The organism is Massilia sp. LC238, assembly GCF_000735635.1.
Taxonomy (GTDB): domain Bacteria; phylum Pseudomonadota; class Gammaproteobacteria; order Burkholderiales; family Burkholderiaceae_D; genus Telluria; species Telluria varians.
This window is the reverse complement of the sequence record NZ_JNNN01000083.1, coordinates 1-17,052: the sequence shown is the minus strand read 5'-3', so window position 1 is coordinate 17,052 and position 17,052 is coordinate 1. Positions and strand designations below refer to the sequence as shown.

The following is a 17,052-nucleotide window of genomic DNA, read 5'->3' as shown; positions in this document are numbered from 1 at the left end:
TGAAAAACCGGCACTGCGGGGGCAAGCGTCCGGAGGGGACGCAATTGTACTGGGTTTCTATAAAACAAATCGGCGCCCCTCCAAAACTGGAAGAGGCGCCGACGACAGCACCAGGGGTCACACCAGGGGTCAGGTCTGACATTTAGACACGGACTCGTGCGTAGCACTATGGTAGCGCTCAGTCCGTGTCCGAATGTCAGACCTGACCCCGGCCTGGGGGGCGATCAGCGCAGCGACTGGCCGAAGCGCTCGGTGCGCGGCATCCAGTTGCCCTGGTAGTCGGCCGAGACCAGGATGCGCTCGGCACGCCCGATCAGCAGGTGGCGCGGCACGAAGCCGATGTAGCGCGAGTCGGCGCTGTTGTCGCGGTTATCGCCCAGCATCAGGTAGGCGTCCTGCGGCACGGTGACCGGCCCGAAATCGCGCATCACCATGCGCTGCGGCAGCACCTGGATGCGGTGGCGGCGCCCGTCGACCACTTCCTCCATGCGCAGCGCATCCATGACGCGGCCCTCGTCGGTCGTTTCCTGCACCACTTCCTCGAGCGCGTACTGCGACTCGACGCCGTTGATGACCAGGCGCTCGTTGCGCATCTCGACGCGGTCGCCCGGCAGCGCCAGGATGCGCTTGATCAAGCGGGTGCCGTCCGCCGGCGAGGAGAAAGTGACGACGTCGCCGCGTTGCGGCTCGCCGGTGCGCGCGATCACGAGGTCGGTCAGCGGAAGCTTGACGTTATAGGCCAGCCGGTTCACGAACACCACGTCCCCTTCCAGCAGGTTGGGCCGCATGGAAGCGGAAGGAATCGGGTTCCAGTCGGCCACCGCGGTGCGGAACACGCCGAACAAAAGCATGAACAACAGGAAACCCTTGTTGGCGCGCACGAACGCTTTCATCTCGCAATGCTCCTCTTGTTATGATTAACGATGAGAAGCTTTATACGCGGCCAGCCTTTAGGCATGCTTAAACGTCAAGGGCGGCGCGCCGAGGTCCGCGTGTAACAACATTGTCATATTCGCCAACTACACTGCCTGCGCCGAGACTACGACGCAGACCCATGGATATGAAACACAAGGCCCAGGAAGCCGAGGCCAGGAGCATTCCCGAAGGCGGCGCCTTCCTGAACCGCGAACTGTCGCTGCTCGAGTTCAACCGCCGGGTAGTGGCCCAGGCCGAGGATCCCAGCATGCCGCTGCTCGAGCGGCTGCGCTTCCTGACCATCGTGTCGGGCAACCTCGACGAATTCTTCGAGGTGCGCGTGGCCAGCCTGCTGGCCCAGCACCAGATGGAGGCCGGCCACAACGGCATCCCGCACGCGCTGGCCAGCACCCTGGAGCGCGCCAGCCTCGAGTGCCGTACGCTGATCGAGCGCCAGTACAAGCTGTTCAACCACGAGATCCTGCCGCTCCTGTCCGAGAATGGCATCCACATGCTGCGGCGGGGCGAGCGCAACGCTGCCCAGCGCGCCTGGGTCAAGCAATTCTTCGACCGCGAAGTGCGCCCGCTGCTCACTCCGATCGGGCTCGACCCTGCCCACCCCTTCCCGCGCGTGGTCAATAAAAGCCTGAACTTCATCGTCGAACTGGCGGGCAAGGACGCGTTCGGGCGCGGCACCGGCATCGCCATCATGAAGGCGCCGCGTGTGCTGCCGCGCGTGATCCGCCTGCCGGCCGAACTGTCGGACAAGAAGGGCGAGTCCTACTGCCTGCTGTCCTCGGTGATCCAGGCCCACCTGGCCGACCTGTTCACCGGCCGCGAGGTGCTCTCGTATTCGCAGTTCCGCGTGACCCGCAACAGCGACCTGTGGGTCGACGAGGACGAGGTCAAGAACCTGCGCCAGGCCCTGCAGAGCGAACTGCACAGCCGCAACTACGGCTTCGCGGTGCGCCTGGAAGTGGGCCGTGCCTGCCCGCCGCACCTGTCGAACTTCCTGCTGGACCAGTTCGGGATCGACCCATCGCGCCTGTTCGCGGTGGACGGCCCGGTGAACCTCGGGCGCATGCTGGAAATCGCCAACACCCACGACAAGTCGGAACTGAAGTTCACCCCCTTCACGCCGGGTTTTCCGGCCAAACTGGTGGGTCCCGACATTTTCGCCGTGCTGCGCAAGGGAGACGTGCTGCTGCACCATCCATTCGAATCCTTCCAGCCGGTGATCGAATTCATCCAGTCGGCCGCGAACGACCCCTGCGTGGCGGCGATCAAGCAGACCATCTACCGCGCCGGCATGAATTCCGACCTGATGGAAGCCCTCATCGCCGCCGCGCGGCGCGGCAAGGAAGTCACCGTCATCGTCGAACTGATGGCGCGCTTCGACGAGGAAGCCAACATCAACTGGGCCGAGCGCCTGGAGCAGGCCGGCGCCCAGGTGGTCTATGGCGTGGTCGGCCTGAAGACGCACGCGAAGTTGGCGCTGGTGCTGCGCCGCGAAGACAATGGACTGCGGCGCTACGCCCACCTGGGCACCGGCAACTACAACTCGACCACCGCCAAGTTCTACACCGACTTCGGCCTGCTCACCTGCGACGACGAGCTCACCGCCGACGTCAACGAGGTCTTCATCCACCTCACCAGCCTGACGCGCCCGAAGCAGCTCACCAGCCTGTGGCTGGCGCCCTTCTCGCTGCAGAAGGAAATCGTGCGCGCCATCCGCGACGAGGCCGCGATCGCACGCAATGGCAAGCCTGCGCGCATCATCGCCAAGATGAATTCGCTCACCGACGAGTCGGTCATCCGGGCGCTGTACGAAGCCTCGCAGGCCGGCGTGCGCATCGACCTGATCGTGCGCGGCGCCTGCTCGCTGCGGCCCGGCGTGAAGGGCTTGAGCGAGACCATCCGAGTGCGCTCGATCGTCGGCCGCTTCCTGGAGCACACGCGCATCTTCTATTTCCGCAACAATCTCAAGCACGACATCTACCTGTCGAGCGCTGACTGGATGAACCGCAACCTGTTCCGGCGCGTGGAAGTGGCCTTCCCGATCCGTTCGCCCGCGCTCAAGCGCCGCGTGCTGCGCGAAGGACTGCATCCCTACCTGAAGGACAATGTCAACGCCTGGGAACTGGGCAGCGACGGGCGTTATCGCCGCAAGAAGGCGCGCGGCGGCCAGAAGGCGCTCAGCGCGCAGCAAGACCTGATGGAGACGCTCGGCGCGGGCCTTCATTCCAACAAGGAGAACGAGCATGGACCTGATCCTGTGGCGCCACGCCGAGGCTGAAGCGCACGTCGCCGAGGGCGATGTCGAGGGCGACTTGCGGCGCGCGCTGACGCCGAAAGGCAAGCGCCACGCCGCGCGCGTCGGCGCCTGGCTGCACCGCCAGCTGCCGGAGGACCTGCGGGTGCTGAGCAGCCCGGCCAGGCGCTGCGTGCAGACGGTGGAAGCGCTGGGGCGCAACTACAAGCTGGTGGATGCCCTCGCGCCAGATTCGGGCGCGGAAGCGATCATCGAAGCGGCCGGCTGGCCCGAGCACCGCCAGCCGGTGCTGATCGTCGGCCACCAGCCGCTGCTGGGACAGGTGGCGTCATTGGTGCTGTGCGGCGGCAAGCAGGACTGGCGCATCCGCAAGGCGGGGGTGTTCTGGATCACCCACAAGAACAGCGATGGCCTGCCTTATGTGAAGCTGGTGGTGGGGCCGGATTTTATTGGCCAGCTGCGCTAGAGCTGTCCCAACCCACTCGTTAGCCGCAAGACCGTCGTTCCGGCGCAGGCCGGAACCCAAGCTTGTTCGCGCTTCGACTGCTCCACGAACTTGGGCACCGGCCTTCGCCGGTGCGACGGTCTCACGGCCAACGAATACCAAGTCGAATCCTCAGCTCTCACGCACCTGGAACGGCATTCCGACCTCGCTCCACGCCCCCTCTTCCTTCTGCAGCCACGGCCCCAGTGTCGGATGCTTCTCCAGCAGCGCGGCCGGCAGTTCCAGCTCGATGCGCTGCCGCATGCGCATGTTCAGGCCCGCCAGGTCCTCGTCCGCGCGCGCATGCATGAACACCACCGCCATGCGCAGCGCCAGCACCGCCTTGGCCACGTCGGCCTCGCCCAGGGCCTCGCGGATCTTGCGCAGGTTGCCCTTCTGCCCCAGGATCAGGCTGGCCATCAGGCGCTGCTCGCGCGTGGTGAAGCCCGGCAGGTCGGCATGTTCGACGATGTAGGCGCCGTGCTTGTGCGCCCCCGTCATCGAGATCTGCAGGCCGACTTCGTGCAGCATGGCGCTCCAGCACAGGTAGTGCTGCGCGTCCGAGGGGTTCAGCTTTTCGTATAGTAGCGAGGCGATCTTCGCCGTGCGCAGCGCGCGCTGGCTGTCCACGCCGAAGCGGCGCATGCAGGCGCGGATGGCGGCGTCGCGGCGGTCGCGCCGGTTGGCGCGCAGCTCCAGGTCGGACAGCACGCCCAGGCGCAGGCCGGCGTTGATCGCGGTGAGCTGCTGCACGCCGAGTTCCTGCATCACCCCGATCAGGACCGTGAGGCCGCCCACCATCACCGGCACCCTCTCCTTCTTGACGCCCGGCAGAGTGAAGGCGTCGACATGGCCCAGCCCCAGCAAGATGTCGCGCAGCGCGTACAGGCTGGCCTGCGACATGCGACCGTCGCCGATACCATTCCTGCTGATCACCTCGTTGATGGCGCGCATGGTGCCGGACGAGCCATAGGCCGCATCCCAGCCCTGCGCCTTGTACAGGTCGGCGGCATCCTCGAAGCGGGCGCGCGCCTCGGTGACGGCGGCGTCGAAGGCCTGCGGCGTGATGCGGCCGTCCGCGAAGAAAGCGGCGGTTTGCGGGTGGGTGCCGATGCCGAAGGATTCGACCAGGTTGATCTCGGGGCCGATGGCGGCGATGACTTCGGTCGAGCCGCCGCCGATGTCGATCACCAGCCGGCGCTCGTCCGGCTTGTCGATGGCGCGCGCCACGCCCATGTAGATCAGGCGCCCTTCTTCCTCGCCCGAAATCACTTCGATCGGATAACCGATGGCCGCCTCCAGCTGGGGCAGCAGCTGCTCGGCGTTGCGCGCCACGCGCAGGGTATTGGTGGCGACCACGCGCACCGCGTCCAGCGTGTATTCGTCGAGGATGGCGCGGAAGTCCTGCAGGGTCTTCACCGCGCTGCGCATGGCGGCCTCGGTAAGCATGTTGTCCCGGTCCAGGCCCGCGGCCAGGCGGATCGGGTCGCGCGCGGTGCGCACGATGTGCATGCGCCCGCCCGCGGGCTCGCCGATGTGGAGCCGGAAGCTGTTGGACCCCAGGTCCACTGCTGCAAACATAGGCGCTCTTTCGCTGTGGTTGTTGGCGAAGTATACAGCCTTAGCGCGCTTGAGGCAGCCCTAGCGGCGCGCGCGCGGGCGGCGCAGCGCGTACCAGGCGCCCACTGCGACCGGCGTGCCCAGGCTCACTGCCGAAACCAGGTCCCAGATACCGTCGCCCAGCAGGGCCGGGACCAGGCCGATGACGGTCAGGATGGCCAGCAGGACCGGCATGGCCCAGATCTGGGTGCGAGTACGGATCATGACGCCTCCCTCGAGCGCGCCAGCGCCGGCTCGGCGACGCTGGCCTTGCCCGCTTGGGCGACCCGGGTCTTGCGGCTGCGCTTGAGCCACAGGTAGAGGCCACTGCCCAGGATGATGATGGTGGCGATGTCGAGCAAGGCCCACAGCAGCTTCATGGCCTGGCCGCCGTAGTCGCCGAAGTGCAGCGGCTGCGACAACAGCAGCGCCGTCAGGTACCAGGGCAGCTCGCGGCGGTCGGTGATATCGCCGGTGGCGGCGTCGATCAGCACCGGCTTGTACAGGCGCGAGCTGAAGGCCTCTTCGCCGCGCATGAAGATGCCGTAGTGGTGCGGGCTGCTGAAGGGCGTGCCCGGGAAGGCCACGAACGCGACCTTCATGCCCGGTTCGGCGGTTTCAGCGCGCACGATGGCGTCGTGGATCGAGGACATCCTGGTGACCTGCGGTTGGCCCTCGTAGGGCTTGAGCATCACGGCCAGTTCGTTGTTCTGCCAGTACTTGAGCAGCAGGTCGGCCCAGGTGTTGACCATGCCGGTGGCGCCCACCACGAAGACCCAGACCATGGTGACGATCCCGAGCAGGTTGTGCAGGTCGAGCCAGCGGATCACGCGGCTGCGCTCGCGGCGCACTTCGCCGAAATCGAGCTTGCGCATGAAGGGCGCGTACAGCACCACGCCGCTGACGACGGCGACGATCAGGAGGAAGCCCATGAAACCGAGGAACAGCTGGCCATACAGGCCGGCGAACAGGTCGACGTGCAGGCGCAGCATGGTCGACATGAAGGCGCCGCCTTCGAAGGCCGGTTCGGTGATGACCTTGGTGGTACGGGCGTCGACCGCGATCGGCTTGTAGTGCTCGTCGTTCGGATGGTCGCCCAGGGTGACGTTCCAGATCGCCGGTTCGTCGATTTCCTGCGACATGTACATCGCAATCTTGTTGGGGTAGAGCTCCTTGGCCGAGGCCAGCACGGCGTCGATGTTGCCGCGCGGGGTGTCGACGGGCATGGCGGGCGCTTCTACGTCGGTGCCGAGCAGGTGGCCGATCTCGTGGTGGTAGATCAGCGGCAGGCCCGTCAGGCAGAGCAGCAGCATGAAGACGGTACAAACCAGGCTGCTCCATTTATGGATCCAGCTCCAGAGGCGCAGCTTATTTGGCGACATAGGTGGGTGATATCGGACGTCGGAATCGACAAGTTCGGCAAATAATAATCGTTCTCATTTACACGCGCAAGCCAAAACGGATAGAATGACAATCATTCTCATTAAGAAAAACCGAGCCCCACCGATGAAACTGTTCCGCCTGACTCCGATCGCCCTCGCCGCCGCGGCCTTTGCCGCGCAAGCACAAGACACCACCTCCGAACCTGTCGCCACCGTCGTCGTCACCGCCTCGGCCGACGCATCCAGCCAAGGCCTACCCTCCGCCTACGCCGGCGGCCAGGTCGCGCGCGGGGGCCGCCTCGGCCTGCTGGGCAACGTCGACATCATGGACACCCCCTTCAATTCCATGAACTACACCCAGGCGCTGATCCAGGACCAGCAGGCGCGCAGCGTGGCCGACGTGGTGCAGAACGACCCCTCGGTGCGGGTGGCGCGCGGCTTCGGCAACTACCAGGAGCTGTACTTGATCCGCGGCTTCGCCGTCAACTCGGACGACCTGGCCTACAACGGCCTGTACGGCCTGCTGCCGCGCCAGTTCGTGGCCTCGGAACTGCTCGAACGCGTCGAAGTGCTGCGCGGCGCGAACAGCTTCGTGAACGGCGCGGCGCCGGGCGGCGGCGGCATCGGCGGCGCCATCAACCTGCTGCCCAAGCGCGCGCCGAACGCGCCGCTGACCCAGCTGACCGTGGGCGTCGAGACCGGCGGCCAGGCCTATGTGGCGACCGACTTCGCCAACCGCTTCGGTCCGGAAGGCCGCCTGGGCGTGCGCGTGAACGCGGTGCGCCGCGAGGGCGACACCGCGATCGACCGCGAAAGTCGCGAACTGAGCCTGTACTCGGTCGGCGTGGACTACCGCGGGCGCGGCTACCGCCTGTCGGCCGACGTCGGCCACCAGGACCACCAGCTGCGCGGCGCGCGCCCGAGCGTGACGATGGCGGCCGGCGTGCCGATCATCGCGGCCCCGGAAAGCGACAGCAACTACGCCCAGCCCTGGACCTATTCCGGCGAGCGCGACACCTTCGGCACCCTGCGCGGCGAAGTCGACCTGCCGGGCGGCGCGACCGCCTGGGCGGCCTTTGGCATGCGCGAGGGCGACGAGTTCAACATCATCTCCTCGCCGACCGTCACGAACGTGGGCGGCGATGCCACCATGACTCGCTTCGACAACGCTCGCGAAGACAAGGTGCGTACCGGCGAAATCGGCGTCCGTACCGAGCTCAAGACCGGCGCGGTCTCGCACAAGCTGAGCGCCTCGCTGTCGGGCTTCCATTCGGAGTCGAAGAACGCCTACGGCATGAGCGACTTCGCCGGTTTCGGCTCGAACATCTATCGTCCGCTCGATGCGCAAGCACCGCCCTCCGGCTTCTTCACCGGCGGGAACATGAACAACCCGCTCCTGACCAGCAAGGCGATCCTCTCGAGCTTTGCCGTGGCCGATACCCTGGGCTTCATGGACGAGCGCCTGCTCGTGACCGTGGGCGCGCGCCACCAGACCATCAAGTCCTTCGGCTACGACTACAACACCGGTGCACCGAACGCGCGCTACGACGAAAGCGAAGTGACGCCGGTGGCGGGCATCGTCTACAAGCCCATGAAAGGTGTGTCGGTCTACGCCAACTACAGCGAGGCGCTGCAGCAGGGCCCGGTGGCGGCGGGCACCGACATCGTCAACCAGGGCGAGGTGTTCGCGCCCTTCGTCTCGCGCCAGAAGGAAGTCGGCGTCAAATACGATAGCGGCAAATTCGGGATGACGGCAGCCGTGTTCAGTACCGCGCAGCCGAGCGCCTACGTCCAGGACCGGCGCTTCGGCGTGTTCGGCGAGCAGCGCAACCGCGGCCTGGAGTTGAGCGTATTCGGCACCCCGGCACGCGGCCTGCGCCTGCTGGGCGGCCTCACCCTGCTGGAAGCCGAGCAGCGCCAGACCGCCGGCGGCCTCAACGAGGGCAAGGATGCGATCGGCGTGCCGGGCACCCAGCTGAACCTCGGCGCCGAATGGGAAGTGCCGGGCGTGCAGGGTCTGTCGCTCAATGCGCGCGCCCTGTACACCGCGACCCAGTACGCGGATGCGGCCAACACCCAGAAGCTGCCTTCGTGGTCGCGCCTCGACATCGGGGCGAACTACCTGATGCGCTTCATGGACCGCGACGTGACCCTGCGTGCGCGCATCGACAACGTCACGGACAAGAACTACTGGGCGTCGGCGGGCGGCTATCCGGGCTTCGGCTACCTGGTGCAGGGCGCGCCGCGCAGCGTGGTGGTGTCGGCGACGGTCGATTTCTGAGCGCCGCCGACCGGTCCGTCAGAAGCGGACCTTGAGGTAGGCGGAAGGTCCGGTCAGTTTCAGGTCGAGCTCGGCGCTGCGGTCGCCGTTGCGGTGCAGGTCGATCTTCTGGATGCCGTAGTCGAGCACCAGGCCGACGTTCTTCGCCGCCATCCATTCGATGCCCGCGGCGGCGTTGACCACATGGCCCTCGACGCTGCCGCCATTGCGCTTGACCCCGCCCGCCTCGGCATACAGGCGCACCTTGTCGTTCAGCGCGTGGCGCCATGCCAGCTCGACGGTCGGGGCCCACACGCTGTCGCTGGCGGAACCGGAACCGCTCCAGCGGTAGGTCTCGACCGGCGCTTCGGCGCGCAGGTCGGCCTCGGCCGTCGCCGAGATCCTGGCGCGCAGGTGGGCGGCGCCCAGGCCGATCCCGAAGGCATTCCTGTCCGAACCGAACCAGTATTTGTAGGCCAGGCGCGCCATCTCGATGCGCAGCTTGGCATCCGCGCGGATGCTGCCGCTCACCGGACGGCCTTCGTAGACCGTGGCGCCGCTCGGCGCGGCCGCGTAGTCCTCGTTGAAGCGCCAGTAGTCGAACGATGCGCCATGGCGCTCGCCGAACAGCAGTTCGGCTTTCACGCGCGGCAGGGTGCCGTCACCGAGCTTCTCGTCAGGCGTGTCGACGCGGCCGTAGCGGGTATCGCCGCCAAGGCGGATCTCCGGTTCGGCATGGAAGGCGCCGACCGACAGGCTCATGCGATCTAGCGCCGGCGACTGCTGCGCCTGGGCCAGGCCGGCGGCGGCCGCGCCGAGCACGATGGCGCCTTTCAGGAATTTAACGGATACGACGGACGTGCGTGATACAGGGCGAGACATGGATACTCCGATCATCAAGGGTGTGTTCAGAAATGTCCGCCAGACTATGTCTAGCGCGACAACACCCTGATTATCGCAGTTATCAAAATATTATCTCGCACGATTGGCGAATCTTGATTCTATAAATACGCGGCGCCGCTAGTGCGGCCGCACATCCTGCTTCAAGGCCGCCAGGGCCATCTTCTCCACCAGTCCCGGCGCCAGCAGTTTGAGGAAGCGACCGATCTTTCCCTTGGCCGTCATCACGACCTCGCGCCGGCGCGCTTCCATCCCGTCGATGATGAGGCGCGCACATTCCTCCACGCTCATGGCCCCCTCTTCCTTCAAGGCGCTGGACCCCATCGCTTCGCCCTGCGCATTGAAGCCGCGGTAGCGGATCCTGGTCGCCACCACGCCCGGATAGGTGGTGGTCACGGACACGCCGTGGCCCTTCATTTCCGCGCGCAGCGCCTCGAAAAATCCGGTCATGGCGAACTTGGTGGCGCTATAGGCGGTGCGCCCCGGCACCCCGACCAGGCCGGCCAGCGAGGACACCGCGACGATGCGGCCCCTTGAGGCCTTCAGCGCCGGCAGCGCGGCCTGGGTGCACCAGACCGCGCCCCACAGGTTCACGCGCATCAGCTCCTCGTACCAGGACAGGTCCTCGACTTCCTCGAACAGCGCATGGGCCGAGCGGCCGGCGTTGTTGACCAGGACGTCGATGCGCCCGAAGTGCTCGAGCGCGCTGACCACCAGGCGCCGGCACTGGATCTGCACGCCGACATCGGTCGCTACCACCAGCGTCTGCGCGCCAAGCGCGGCGCATTCGCCCGCGACCGTGTCGAGCTGGGCCGCGTTACGCGCCGCCAGCACCAAAGCCACGCCAGCGCCCTCTTTTGCCGCCAGCTGGCGCGCGATCTCGGCGCCGATGCCATCCGAGGCGCCGGTGATGACGACCACGCGCGTCATCGGAGGATGTCCGGCTGCTGCGACTTGACGATCTGCAGCGCGCTGGCGATCACGCTGCTCATGTCGCCCATGTTGGCCGGCACGATCAGCGAATTGTTGGTCTTGGCCAGCTTGCCGAAGGCGTCGACGTAGTGCTCGGCCACGCGCAGGTTGACCGCATCCATGCCGCCCGGCTCGCGGATCGCGGCGCCCACCTGGCGCAGCGCGGCGGCGCTCGCATCGGCGAGGGCGACGATGGCGCTGGCTTCGCCCTGGGCGCGGTTGATCGCAGCCTGGCGCTCGCCCTCGGAGCGGGCAATCGCCGCTTCGCGCTCGCCGCTGGCGATGTTGATCTGTTCCTGGCGGCGGCCTTCGGAAGCGGCGATCAGGGCGCGCTTCTCGCGCTCGGCCGTGATCTGGCGCTGCATCGCGTGCAGGATCTCGGCCGGCGGGGTCAGGTCCTTGATCTCGTAGCGCAGCACCTTGACGCCCCAGTTGGCCGCCGACTCGTCGATCGCATTGACGATGGTGGTGTTGATGTGATCGCGCTCTTCGAAAGTCTTGTCGAGCTCCATCTTGCCGATCACCGAACGCAGCGTGGTCTGGGCCAGCTGGGTGATGGCCTGGATGTAGTTCGAGGAGCCGTAGGAGGCGCGCATGGCGTCGGTCACCTGGAAGTACAGGATGCCGTCGACCTGCAGCTGGGTGTTGTCCTTGGTGATGCAGACCTGGGGCGGCACGTCCAGCGGAATCTCCTTGAGGCTGTGCTTGTAGGCGATACGGTCGATGAAGGGCACCACGATGTTCAGGCCGGGCGCCAGCACGGCGTGGAACTTGCCGAGTCGCTCCACCACCACCGCGTGCTGCTGCGGCACCACGTTGATGGTCTTGAAGATGAATACCAGCGCAATGATGAAGAACACCAGCGCCACAGTGCCGAACGTGAATTCCATGAGCATCCCTTATAGATGAGTATTAATTATTAGTTGGTCTTATGAATTAGTGAGGATCAGGCGGCTGCCGCGCACCTCGACGATGCGGTAATCCCCTGCTTCAGGCTGCGCACCGGGGCCGAGTTCGACGTCCCACAGCGCGCCGCGGTACATCACGCGGGCGCGGCCATCCACCCAATGCGCTACCGCGACGCGCTGCCCGATGTCGAGGTTGACGTTGCGGTCGCGGGTCGCTTCAAGCTTGGCCGGCTTGCCGAAGCGGCTGCGGTGCAGGAGCGCGGTTGCGGCCAGGCCGACCAATGCGGCTGCCAAGGTCTGCATCGGGCCGCTGGCGCCCGCCAGGGCGGCCAGCGCGCCGGCGCTCAGGCCGATCGCGATCATCAAGAGATAAAAGGTGCCGGTGAACAGTTCGGCGATCACGAGGACGCCGGCCACTACCAGCCAGCTCATCCAGTCCGTCATTGGCGTGTCTCCTTGAAGTGGTGGATCAGAAAAGTAAAAAACCCCCGCAACCTGCAACAGGCGGCGAGGGTTTCAGAATGTCGATGCGCTTGCTTATTGTGTGCTTTCTGGCAAAGAGTTATCGATGCCAGTGTAGCAGGTCTAGTCAGGAATAAAAGATCCTCCGTTGACGTTTATCGCAGGCGCATAAGCATATGGTTCAGGCTGGTCAAGCCCGGCCCGCGGCCAGCTTCTGCCAGGTCTCGATCACCGAGTCCGGATTGAGCGACATCGACTCGATGCCCTCGCCCACCAGCCACTCGGCGAAGTCCGGGTTGTCCGACGGCCCCTGGCCGCAGATGCCGATGTACTTGCCCTGGGCGCGGCAGGCCTTGATGGCAAGGCTCAGCATGGCTTTCACGGCCGGGTCGCGCTCGTCGAAGTCCTTGGCCAGCAGCTCCATGCCGGAGTCGCGGTCCAGGCCCAGGGTAAGCTGGGTCAGGTCGTTCGAGCCGATCGAGAAGCCGTCGAAGTACTGCAGGAACTGTTCGGCCAGGATCGCGTTGGACGGCACTTCGCACATCATGATGACGCGCAGGCCGTTCTCGCCGCGCTTCAGGCCGTATTTCGCCAGCAGCTCGATGACCTTCTCGGCCTGGCCCAGGGTGCGCACGAACGGGATCATGATCTCGACGTTGGTCAGGCCCATGTCTTCGCGCACGCGCTTCATGGCCAGGCATTCCATCTCGAAGGACTCGGCGAAGTCCTCGGCCAGGTAGCGCGCGGCGCCGCGGAAGCCCAGCATCGGGTTTTCTTCGTCCGGCTCATAGCGCGAACCGCCGATCAGCTTCTTGTACTCGTTCGACTTGAAGTCGGACAGGCGCACGATCACCGGCTTGGGCCAGAAGGCCGCGGCGATGGTGGCGACACCCTCCGCCAGCTTGTCGACATAGAAGGCGCGCGGCGAGGCGTGGCCGCGTGCCACCGACTCCACCGCCTTTTTCAGGTCGACGTCGATGTTCGGGTACTCGAGGATGGCCTTCGGGTGCACGCCGATGTTGTTGTTGATGATGAACTCGAGGCGCGCCAGGCCCACGCCGCCGTTCGGCACCGACTGGAAGTCGAAGGCCAGCTGCGGGTTGCCGACGTTGAGCATGATCTTGGTCGGGATCGGCGGCAGCTCGCCGCGCGAGACTTCGGTGATCTCGGTTTCCAGCAAGCCGTCGTAGATCTTGCCCTCGTCGCCTTCGGCGCACGAGACGGTGACAAAGGTGCCGTCCTTCAGCGCCTCGGTGGCGTCGCCGCAGCCGACCACGGCCGGCACGCCCAGCTCGCGCGCGATGATCGCCGCGTGGCAGGTACGCCCGCCGCGGTTGGTGACGATGGCCGAGGCGCGCTTCATGACCGGTTCCCAGTTCGGGTCGGTCATGTCGGCCACCAGGACGTCGCCCGGCTGCACTCGCTCCATCTCGCTCGGGTCGTGGATCACGCGTACCGGACCGGCGCCGATCTTCTGGCCGATCGCGCGGCCGCTCGTCAAGACGGTGCCGGTGCCCTTCAGGCTGAAGCGCTGCTGGGCGTCGGTGGCCTTCTGCTGCGACTTTACGGTTTCCGGACGCGCCTGCAGGATGTACAGCTTGCCGTCGCGGCCATCCTTGCCCCACTCGATGTCCATCGGACGGCCGTAGTGGTTCTCGATGATGACGGCGTACTTGGCCAGCTCGACCACTTCGGCGTCGGTCAGCGAATAGCGGTTGCGCATCTCGATCGGCACGTCGACGGTGCGCACCGAGCGGCCGGCCTTGGCTTCGCTGGTGAACTCCATCTTGATGAGCTTCGAGCCGATGTTGCGGCGGATGACAGGCAGCTTGCCCTGGGCCAGCATCGGCTTGTGGACGTAGAACTCGTCCGGGTTCACCGCGCCCTGCACCACCGTCTCGCCCAGGCCGTAGCTCGAGGTGACGAAGACCACGTCCTTGAAGCCCGATTCGGTATCGATGGTGAACATCACGCCCGCGGCGCCCGTGTCCGAACGCACCATGCGCTGCACGCCGGCCGACAGCGCCACTTCGGCGTGGGTGAAGCCCTTGTGGACGCGGTAGGAGATCGCGCGGTCGTTGTAGAGGGAGGCGAAGACGTGCTTCATGGCTTCCAGCACGTTGTCGATGCCGACCACGTTCAGGAAGGTCTCCTGCTGGCCCGCGAAGGACGCGTCCGGCAAGTCTTCGGCGGTGGCCGAGGAGCGCACGGCGAAGGAGACTTCGGTATCGGAATCGGCGACCAGGCGCTCGTAGAAGGCGCGGATTTCCTGTTCCAGGCGCGGCTGGAATGGGGTGTCGACGATCCATTGGCGGATCTCGGCGCCGGCGCTGGCCAGCGCGCGGACATCGTCGATGTCGAGGCCTTCCAGGCGCGTGGCGATGCGCTGGGCCAGCGAAGGCCCGCCATCGCTGTGCTCGAGGAAGTCGCGGAAGGCGTCGGCCGTGGTGGCGAAGCCGCCCGGCACGCGCACGCCGGCGCTGGCCAGCTGCGAGATCATCTCGCCCAGCGAGGCGTTCTTGCCGCCGACCGACTCGACGTCGGTCATGCGCAGGTTCTCGAACGATGCTACATAGACCCGTGATGCTTGCTCAGGCTCCTTCAATGCTGCTACAGACAGGTTAGTCATGGTGATACACCCTTACTTGAGATAGAAACCTTTTGGCTACCTAGCGCATCGTGTCCGGGCGACGGGGTGTTCTTGTTATTCTGGCCGTCGTGCAGCACAATGCAGAACCGTTGCCGAGCATTTTACCGCGTGAGCGGCAAACCACGCTGCAACTTTGTCAGGACGACTTAGTATTTCGACACCATGATCGTAGAAACCACCGCTTCGCCCGCCCCGGGTTCCGCCCCTTCCTCGCGCACCGTCTTCTTCGTCTCGGACGGGACCGGCATCACGGCGGAGACCTTCGGCCACGCAGTGCTGAGCCAGTTCGAGATGCGTTTCCGCCAGATCCGCCTGCCCTTCATCGACTCGGTCGAAAAGGCCCACGAGGCCGCGCGCCGCATCAACGACAGCTTCGCGCGCGACGGCCAACGGCCGATCGTGTTCTCGACGCTGGTGAAGCATGACCTGTCGAGCATCATCCGGGCCGCGCGCGGCATGCACATGGACCTGTTCCAGACCTTCGTGTCGCCGCTGGAGCAGGAACTGGGCGTCAAGTCGACGCACACGATCGGACGCATCCACAATGCAGTGGACACCGAGGAATACAAGAACAGGATCGAAGCGATCAACTTTTCGCTGGCCCATGACGACGGTCAGTCGCACAAGAACCTGGCCGAGGCGGATGTGATCCTGGTCGGGGTGTCGCGCTCGGGCAAGACGCCGACCAGCCTGTACCTGGCGATGCAATATGGCCTGAAGGCAGCGAACTACCCGCTGATCCCCGACGACTTCGAGCGCGGCAAGTTGCCCTCTTCGCTGCCGCCGTTCAAGGCCAAGCTGTTCGGGCTGACGATCACCCCGGAGCGCCTCTCGCAGATCCGCAACGAGCGCCGCGCCGGCAGCAAGTATGCGTCGATCGAGAATTGCCGCTATGAAGTGAACGAGGCGGAAGCGATGATGCGCCGCGAGGGCATCCGCTGGCTGTCCTCGACTACCAAGTCGATCGAGGAAATCGCTACGACCATTCTGCAAGAGATCAAGCCGGACCGGCGCGAGTATTAAAGGTCTGGGAAAGCGGTGGAGCCAAGCCAAGGTGACTTCCGCTTCTGGCCGTTCTCGATCATTTAATGGAAGCCAGTCCTTCCGTCCAATACGGGACTCAATTGTCAGTCAACGCGGTCGGCGACGTTTGACAATCCAACCAACTAGCATCAGGGCGCCGAAATAGATAGCGATGTTAGCCAACAGTGCACCGATGTATAACTTGTCTTCGATGAACGCGAGCTTCCCCTCGACGGAAATGCCTGGCTGATCATACAGATACCCGATGGGGAACCCGCCCTTTAGTGCAGGCTTATAGCAAGGCTCGAAGCGTGGAGCTCCACAAAGATTTCCATGCTGGACCTGCTCCGGACCTACGCGTTCAACACTGACCGAGAGTAGTGCAAGCGTAGTTGCTGCGGCTAACGCAAGGCTAGTAAAGGTAAGTCGCGAAAGAGTTCTTTTCATCTTTCGACCCGCCTGTTCAGTAAGTTCAATCGTCTGCTAATGGCTGGCAGACGACCTACCTGGTCAGTCTGCTTGCGACCCAGAGCGGACCGTGACAGCGGTCGGACGATCAGCTCTTTTTGCTTTCAAGCGGAGGCCAGCAATGCACGGCGCCACTGGTCTCCCCCATTGCACGGCGCCAAACCTCTTCGGGAAAATAGCCGCGCTCCGTCAACGCTCCAAAAAAATCAGAGCCGCCCTTGGCCTCGCTCGGCACTACAACGGGGCCCTCTCGTCCGTGCAGTTGGATGATGATCGAGTCTGAAGAGTACAGGCCTTCATCCTTGAAACAAACCCGCGAGATGTCGTCCCACAGGAATTCTTGATTCCAAACAGGATCAAGTCCCCCAAGGACGAGCACCTTGACTCGTGCGTCATCAAACTCAACGGCCAGTATTTCATGCAACGGCTTTGGTCGTCTAGAAAGAAACCATGCCTTAATGCTCTGCAGACTGAACATGTCTTCCCTCAGATACGGGTGTTACGGCTCTTGGCAGAACCCGGCTGTTGAGCTCAGCATAGCAGGTTGCCAAGCACGGAAAATCGCCAACTGTCACGAAGGACCGTACCCAACCCATTGCAAACATATGAATTGCTTTGGTGTGCTTGACGTGAGATAGCCCCTTGAAGTACCAGACACAGTCGATGCTGTATCCTTACGGATAGGAATAAGACTGTGAGTATGACTAGAAACAACCAAACCATCGAAGTCGTGACGGTGTCCGAAGAGCGACGCCGG

Annotated in this window: 14 protein-coding genes; 4 read left to right on the top strand and 10 right to left on the bottom strand. The window is 64.9% G+C overall.

Annotation, left to right across the window (positions count from 1 at the left end; genetic code table 11):
• Window positions 1-224: 224 nt before the first annotated feature.
• Window positions 225-893, bottom strand: a complete 669-nt coding sequence (gene lepB, locus FG94_RS24960; RefSeq protein WP_036217377.1) for a signal peptidase I — start codon at window positions 891-893, stop codon at window positions 225-227.
• A gap of 161 nt (window positions 894-1,054) precedes the next feature.
• Between lepB and ppk1 the strand changes: the two genes are divergently transcribed.
• The gene (gene ppk1, locus FG94_RS24955) at window positions 1,055-3,211 is read left to right on the top strand and encodes a polyphosphate kinase 1 (protein ID WP_036217372.1); all 2,157 of its coding nucleotides are present in this window, start codon (window positions 1,055-1,057) and stop codon (window positions 3,209-3,211) included.
• Window positions 3,177-3,653, top strand: coding sequence for a histidine phosphatase family protein (locus FG94_RS24950; RefSeq protein ID WP_036217370.1), 477 nt, complete (start codon window positions 3,177-3,179; stop codon window positions 3,651-3,653). The genes ppk1 and FG94_RS24950 overlap by 35 nt, the downstream gene beginning before the upstream one ends.
• 150 nt (window positions 3,654-3,803) lie before the next feature.
• On the opposite strand, the gene FG94_RS24945 is transcribed toward FG94_RS24950, so the two are convergent.
• From FG94_RS24945 to FG94_RS24935, 3 genes are read right to left on the bottom strand one after another with little or no spacing between them, the layout of a single operon-like run.
• Entirely contained in the window at window positions 3,804-5,252 is a 1,449-nt protein-coding gene (locus FG94_RS24945) for a Ppx/GppA phosphatase family protein (protein ID WP_036217367.1), read from the bottom strand.
• Window positions 5,253-5,312: 60 nt separating this feature from the next.
• A complete protein-coding gene (locus FG94_RS24940) occupies window positions 5,313-5,495 on the bottom strand; it encodes a hypothetical protein (RefSeq protein WP_036217364.1) in 183 nt (60 codons plus the stop codon).
• Window positions 5,492-6,652 (bottom strand): PepSY domain-containing protein, encoded by a 1,161-nt coding sequence (locus FG94_RS24935; RefSeq protein ID WP_036217361.1) that lies wholly within the window; start codon window positions 6,650-6,652, stop codon window positions 5,492-5,494. Before FG94_RS24935 ends, FG94_RS24940 begins: the two co-directional genes overlap by 4 nt.
• A 124-nt stretch (window positions 6,653-6,776) precedes the next feature.
• Between FG94_RS24935 and FG94_RS24930 the strand changes: the two genes are divergently transcribed.
• Complete coding sequence (locus tag FG94_RS24930; protein WP_036217359.1) at window positions 6,777-8,933, top strand: TonB-dependent siderophore receptor; 2,157 nt, start codon at window positions 6,777-6,779, stop codon at window positions 8,931-8,933.
• 18 nt (window positions 8,934-8,951) lie between these two features.
• Here the strand turns inward: FG94_RS24930 and FG94_RS24925 are convergent, their stop codons facing one another.
• The 5 genes from FG94_RS24925 to ppsA form a co-directional block, all read right to left on the bottom strand.
• Window positions 8,952-9,794: a hypothetical protein gene (locus tag FG94_RS24925; RefSeq protein WP_152571129.1), complete on the bottom strand. Its 843-nt coding sequence runs from the start codon at window positions 9,792-9,794 to the stop codon at window positions 8,952-8,954.
• 138 nt (window positions 9,795-9,932) lie between these two features.
• Window positions 9,933-10,742, bottom strand: a complete 810-nt coding sequence (locus FG94_RS24920; protein WP_036217355.1) for an SDR family oxidoreductase — start codon at window positions 10,740-10,742, stop codon at window positions 9,933-9,935.
• A complete protein-coding gene (locus FG94_RS24915) occupies window positions 10,739-11,674 on the bottom strand; it encodes an SPFH domain-containing protein (RefSeq protein WP_027865287.1) in 936 nt (311 codons plus the stop codon). The genes FG94_RS24920 and FG94_RS24915 overlap by 4 nt, the downstream gene beginning before the upstream one ends.
• Before the next feature lie 39 nt (window positions 11,675-11,713).
• Window positions 11,714-12,136: an NfeD family protein gene (locus FG94_RS24910; RefSeq protein ID WP_036217353.1), complete on the bottom strand. Its 423-nt coding sequence runs from the start codon at window positions 12,134-12,136 to the stop codon at window positions 11,714-11,716.
• 208 nt (window positions 12,137-12,344) lie between these two features.
• Window positions 12,345-14,702: a phosphoenolpyruvate synthase gene (ppsA, locus tag FG94_RS24905; RefSeq protein ID WP_036217351.1), complete on the bottom strand. Its 2,358-nt coding sequence runs from the start codon at window positions 14,700-14,702 to the stop codon at window positions 12,345-12,347.
• A 264-nt stretch (window positions 14,703-14,966) separates the two neighbouring features.
• On the opposite strand from ppsA, the gene FG94_RS24900 reads away from it, so the two are divergent.
• Complete coding sequence (locus tag FG94_RS24900) at window positions 14,967-15,827, top strand: pyruvate, water dikinase regulatory protein (RefSeq protein ID WP_051997082.1); 861 nt, start codon at window positions 14,967-14,969, stop codon at window positions 15,825-15,827.
• A gap of 556 nt (window positions 15,828-16,383) precedes the next feature.
• Here the strand turns inward: FG94_RS24900 and FG94_RS24895 are convergent.
• On the bottom strand, window positions 16,384-16,773 hold the full coding sequence (locus tag FG94_RS24895) for a hypothetical protein (protein ID WP_036217349.1): 390 nt from the start codon (window positions 16,771-16,773) through the stop codon (window positions 16,384-16,386).
• Window positions 16,774-17,052 lie beyond the last annotated feature (279 nt).

Bases quoted from the DNA above. Each gene is read 5' to 3' on its own strand.
- lepB (WP_036217377.1), bottom strand. From the start codon at position 893: ATGAAAGCGTTCGTGCGCGCCAACAAGGGTTTCCTGTTGTTCATGCTT.
- ppk1 (WP_036217372.1), top strand. From the start codon at position 1,055: ATGGATATGAAACACAAGGCCCAGGAAGCCGAGGCCAGGAGCATTCCC.
- FG94_RS24950 (WP_036217370.1), top strand. From the start codon at position 3,177: ATGGACCTGATCCTGTGGCGCCACGCCGAGGCTGAAGCGCACGTCGCC.
- FG94_RS24945 (WP_036217367.1), bottom strand. From the start codon at position 5,252: ATGTTTGCAGCAGTGGACCTGGGGTCCAACAGCTTCCGGCTCCACATC.
- FG94_RS24940 (WP_036217364.1), bottom strand. From the start codon at position 5,495: ATGATCCGTACTCGCACCCAGATCTGGGCCATGCCGGTCCTGCTGGCC.
- FG94_RS24935 (WP_036217361.1), bottom strand. From the start codon at position 6,652: ATGTCGCCAAATAAGCTGCGCCTCTGGAGCTGGATCCATAAATGGAGC.
- FG94_RS24930 (WP_036217359.1), top strand. From the start codon at position 6,777: ATGAAACTGTTCCGCCTGACTCCGATCGCCCTCGCCGCCGCGGCCTTT.
- FG94_RS24925 (WP_152571129.1), bottom strand. From the start codon at position 9,794: ATGTCTCGCCCTGTATCACGCACGTCCGTCGTATCCGTTAAATTCCTG.
- FG94_RS24920 (WP_036217355.1), bottom strand. From the start codon at position 10,742: ATGACGCGCGTGGTCGTCATCACCGGCGCCTCGGATGGCATCGGCGCC.
- FG94_RS24915 (WP_027865287.1), bottom strand. From the start codon at position 11,674: ATGGAATTCACGTTCGGCACTGTGGCGCTGGTGTTCTTCATCATTGCG.
- FG94_RS24910 (WP_036217353.1), bottom strand. From the start codon at position 12,136: ATGACGGACTGGATGAGCTGGCTGGTAGTGGCCGGCGTCCTCGTGATC.
- ppsA (WP_036217351.1), bottom strand. From the start codon at position 14,702: ATGACCGACGTCGAGTCGGTCGGCGGCAAGAACGCCTCGCTGGGCGAG.
- FG94_RS24900 (WP_051997082.1), top strand. From the start codon at position 14,967: ATGATCGTAGAAACCACCGCTTCGCCCGCCCCGGGTTCCGCCCCTTCC.
- FG94_RS24895 (WP_036217349.1), bottom strand. From the start codon at position 16,773: ATGTTCAGTCTGCAGAGCATTAAGGCATGGTTTCTTTCTAGACGACCA.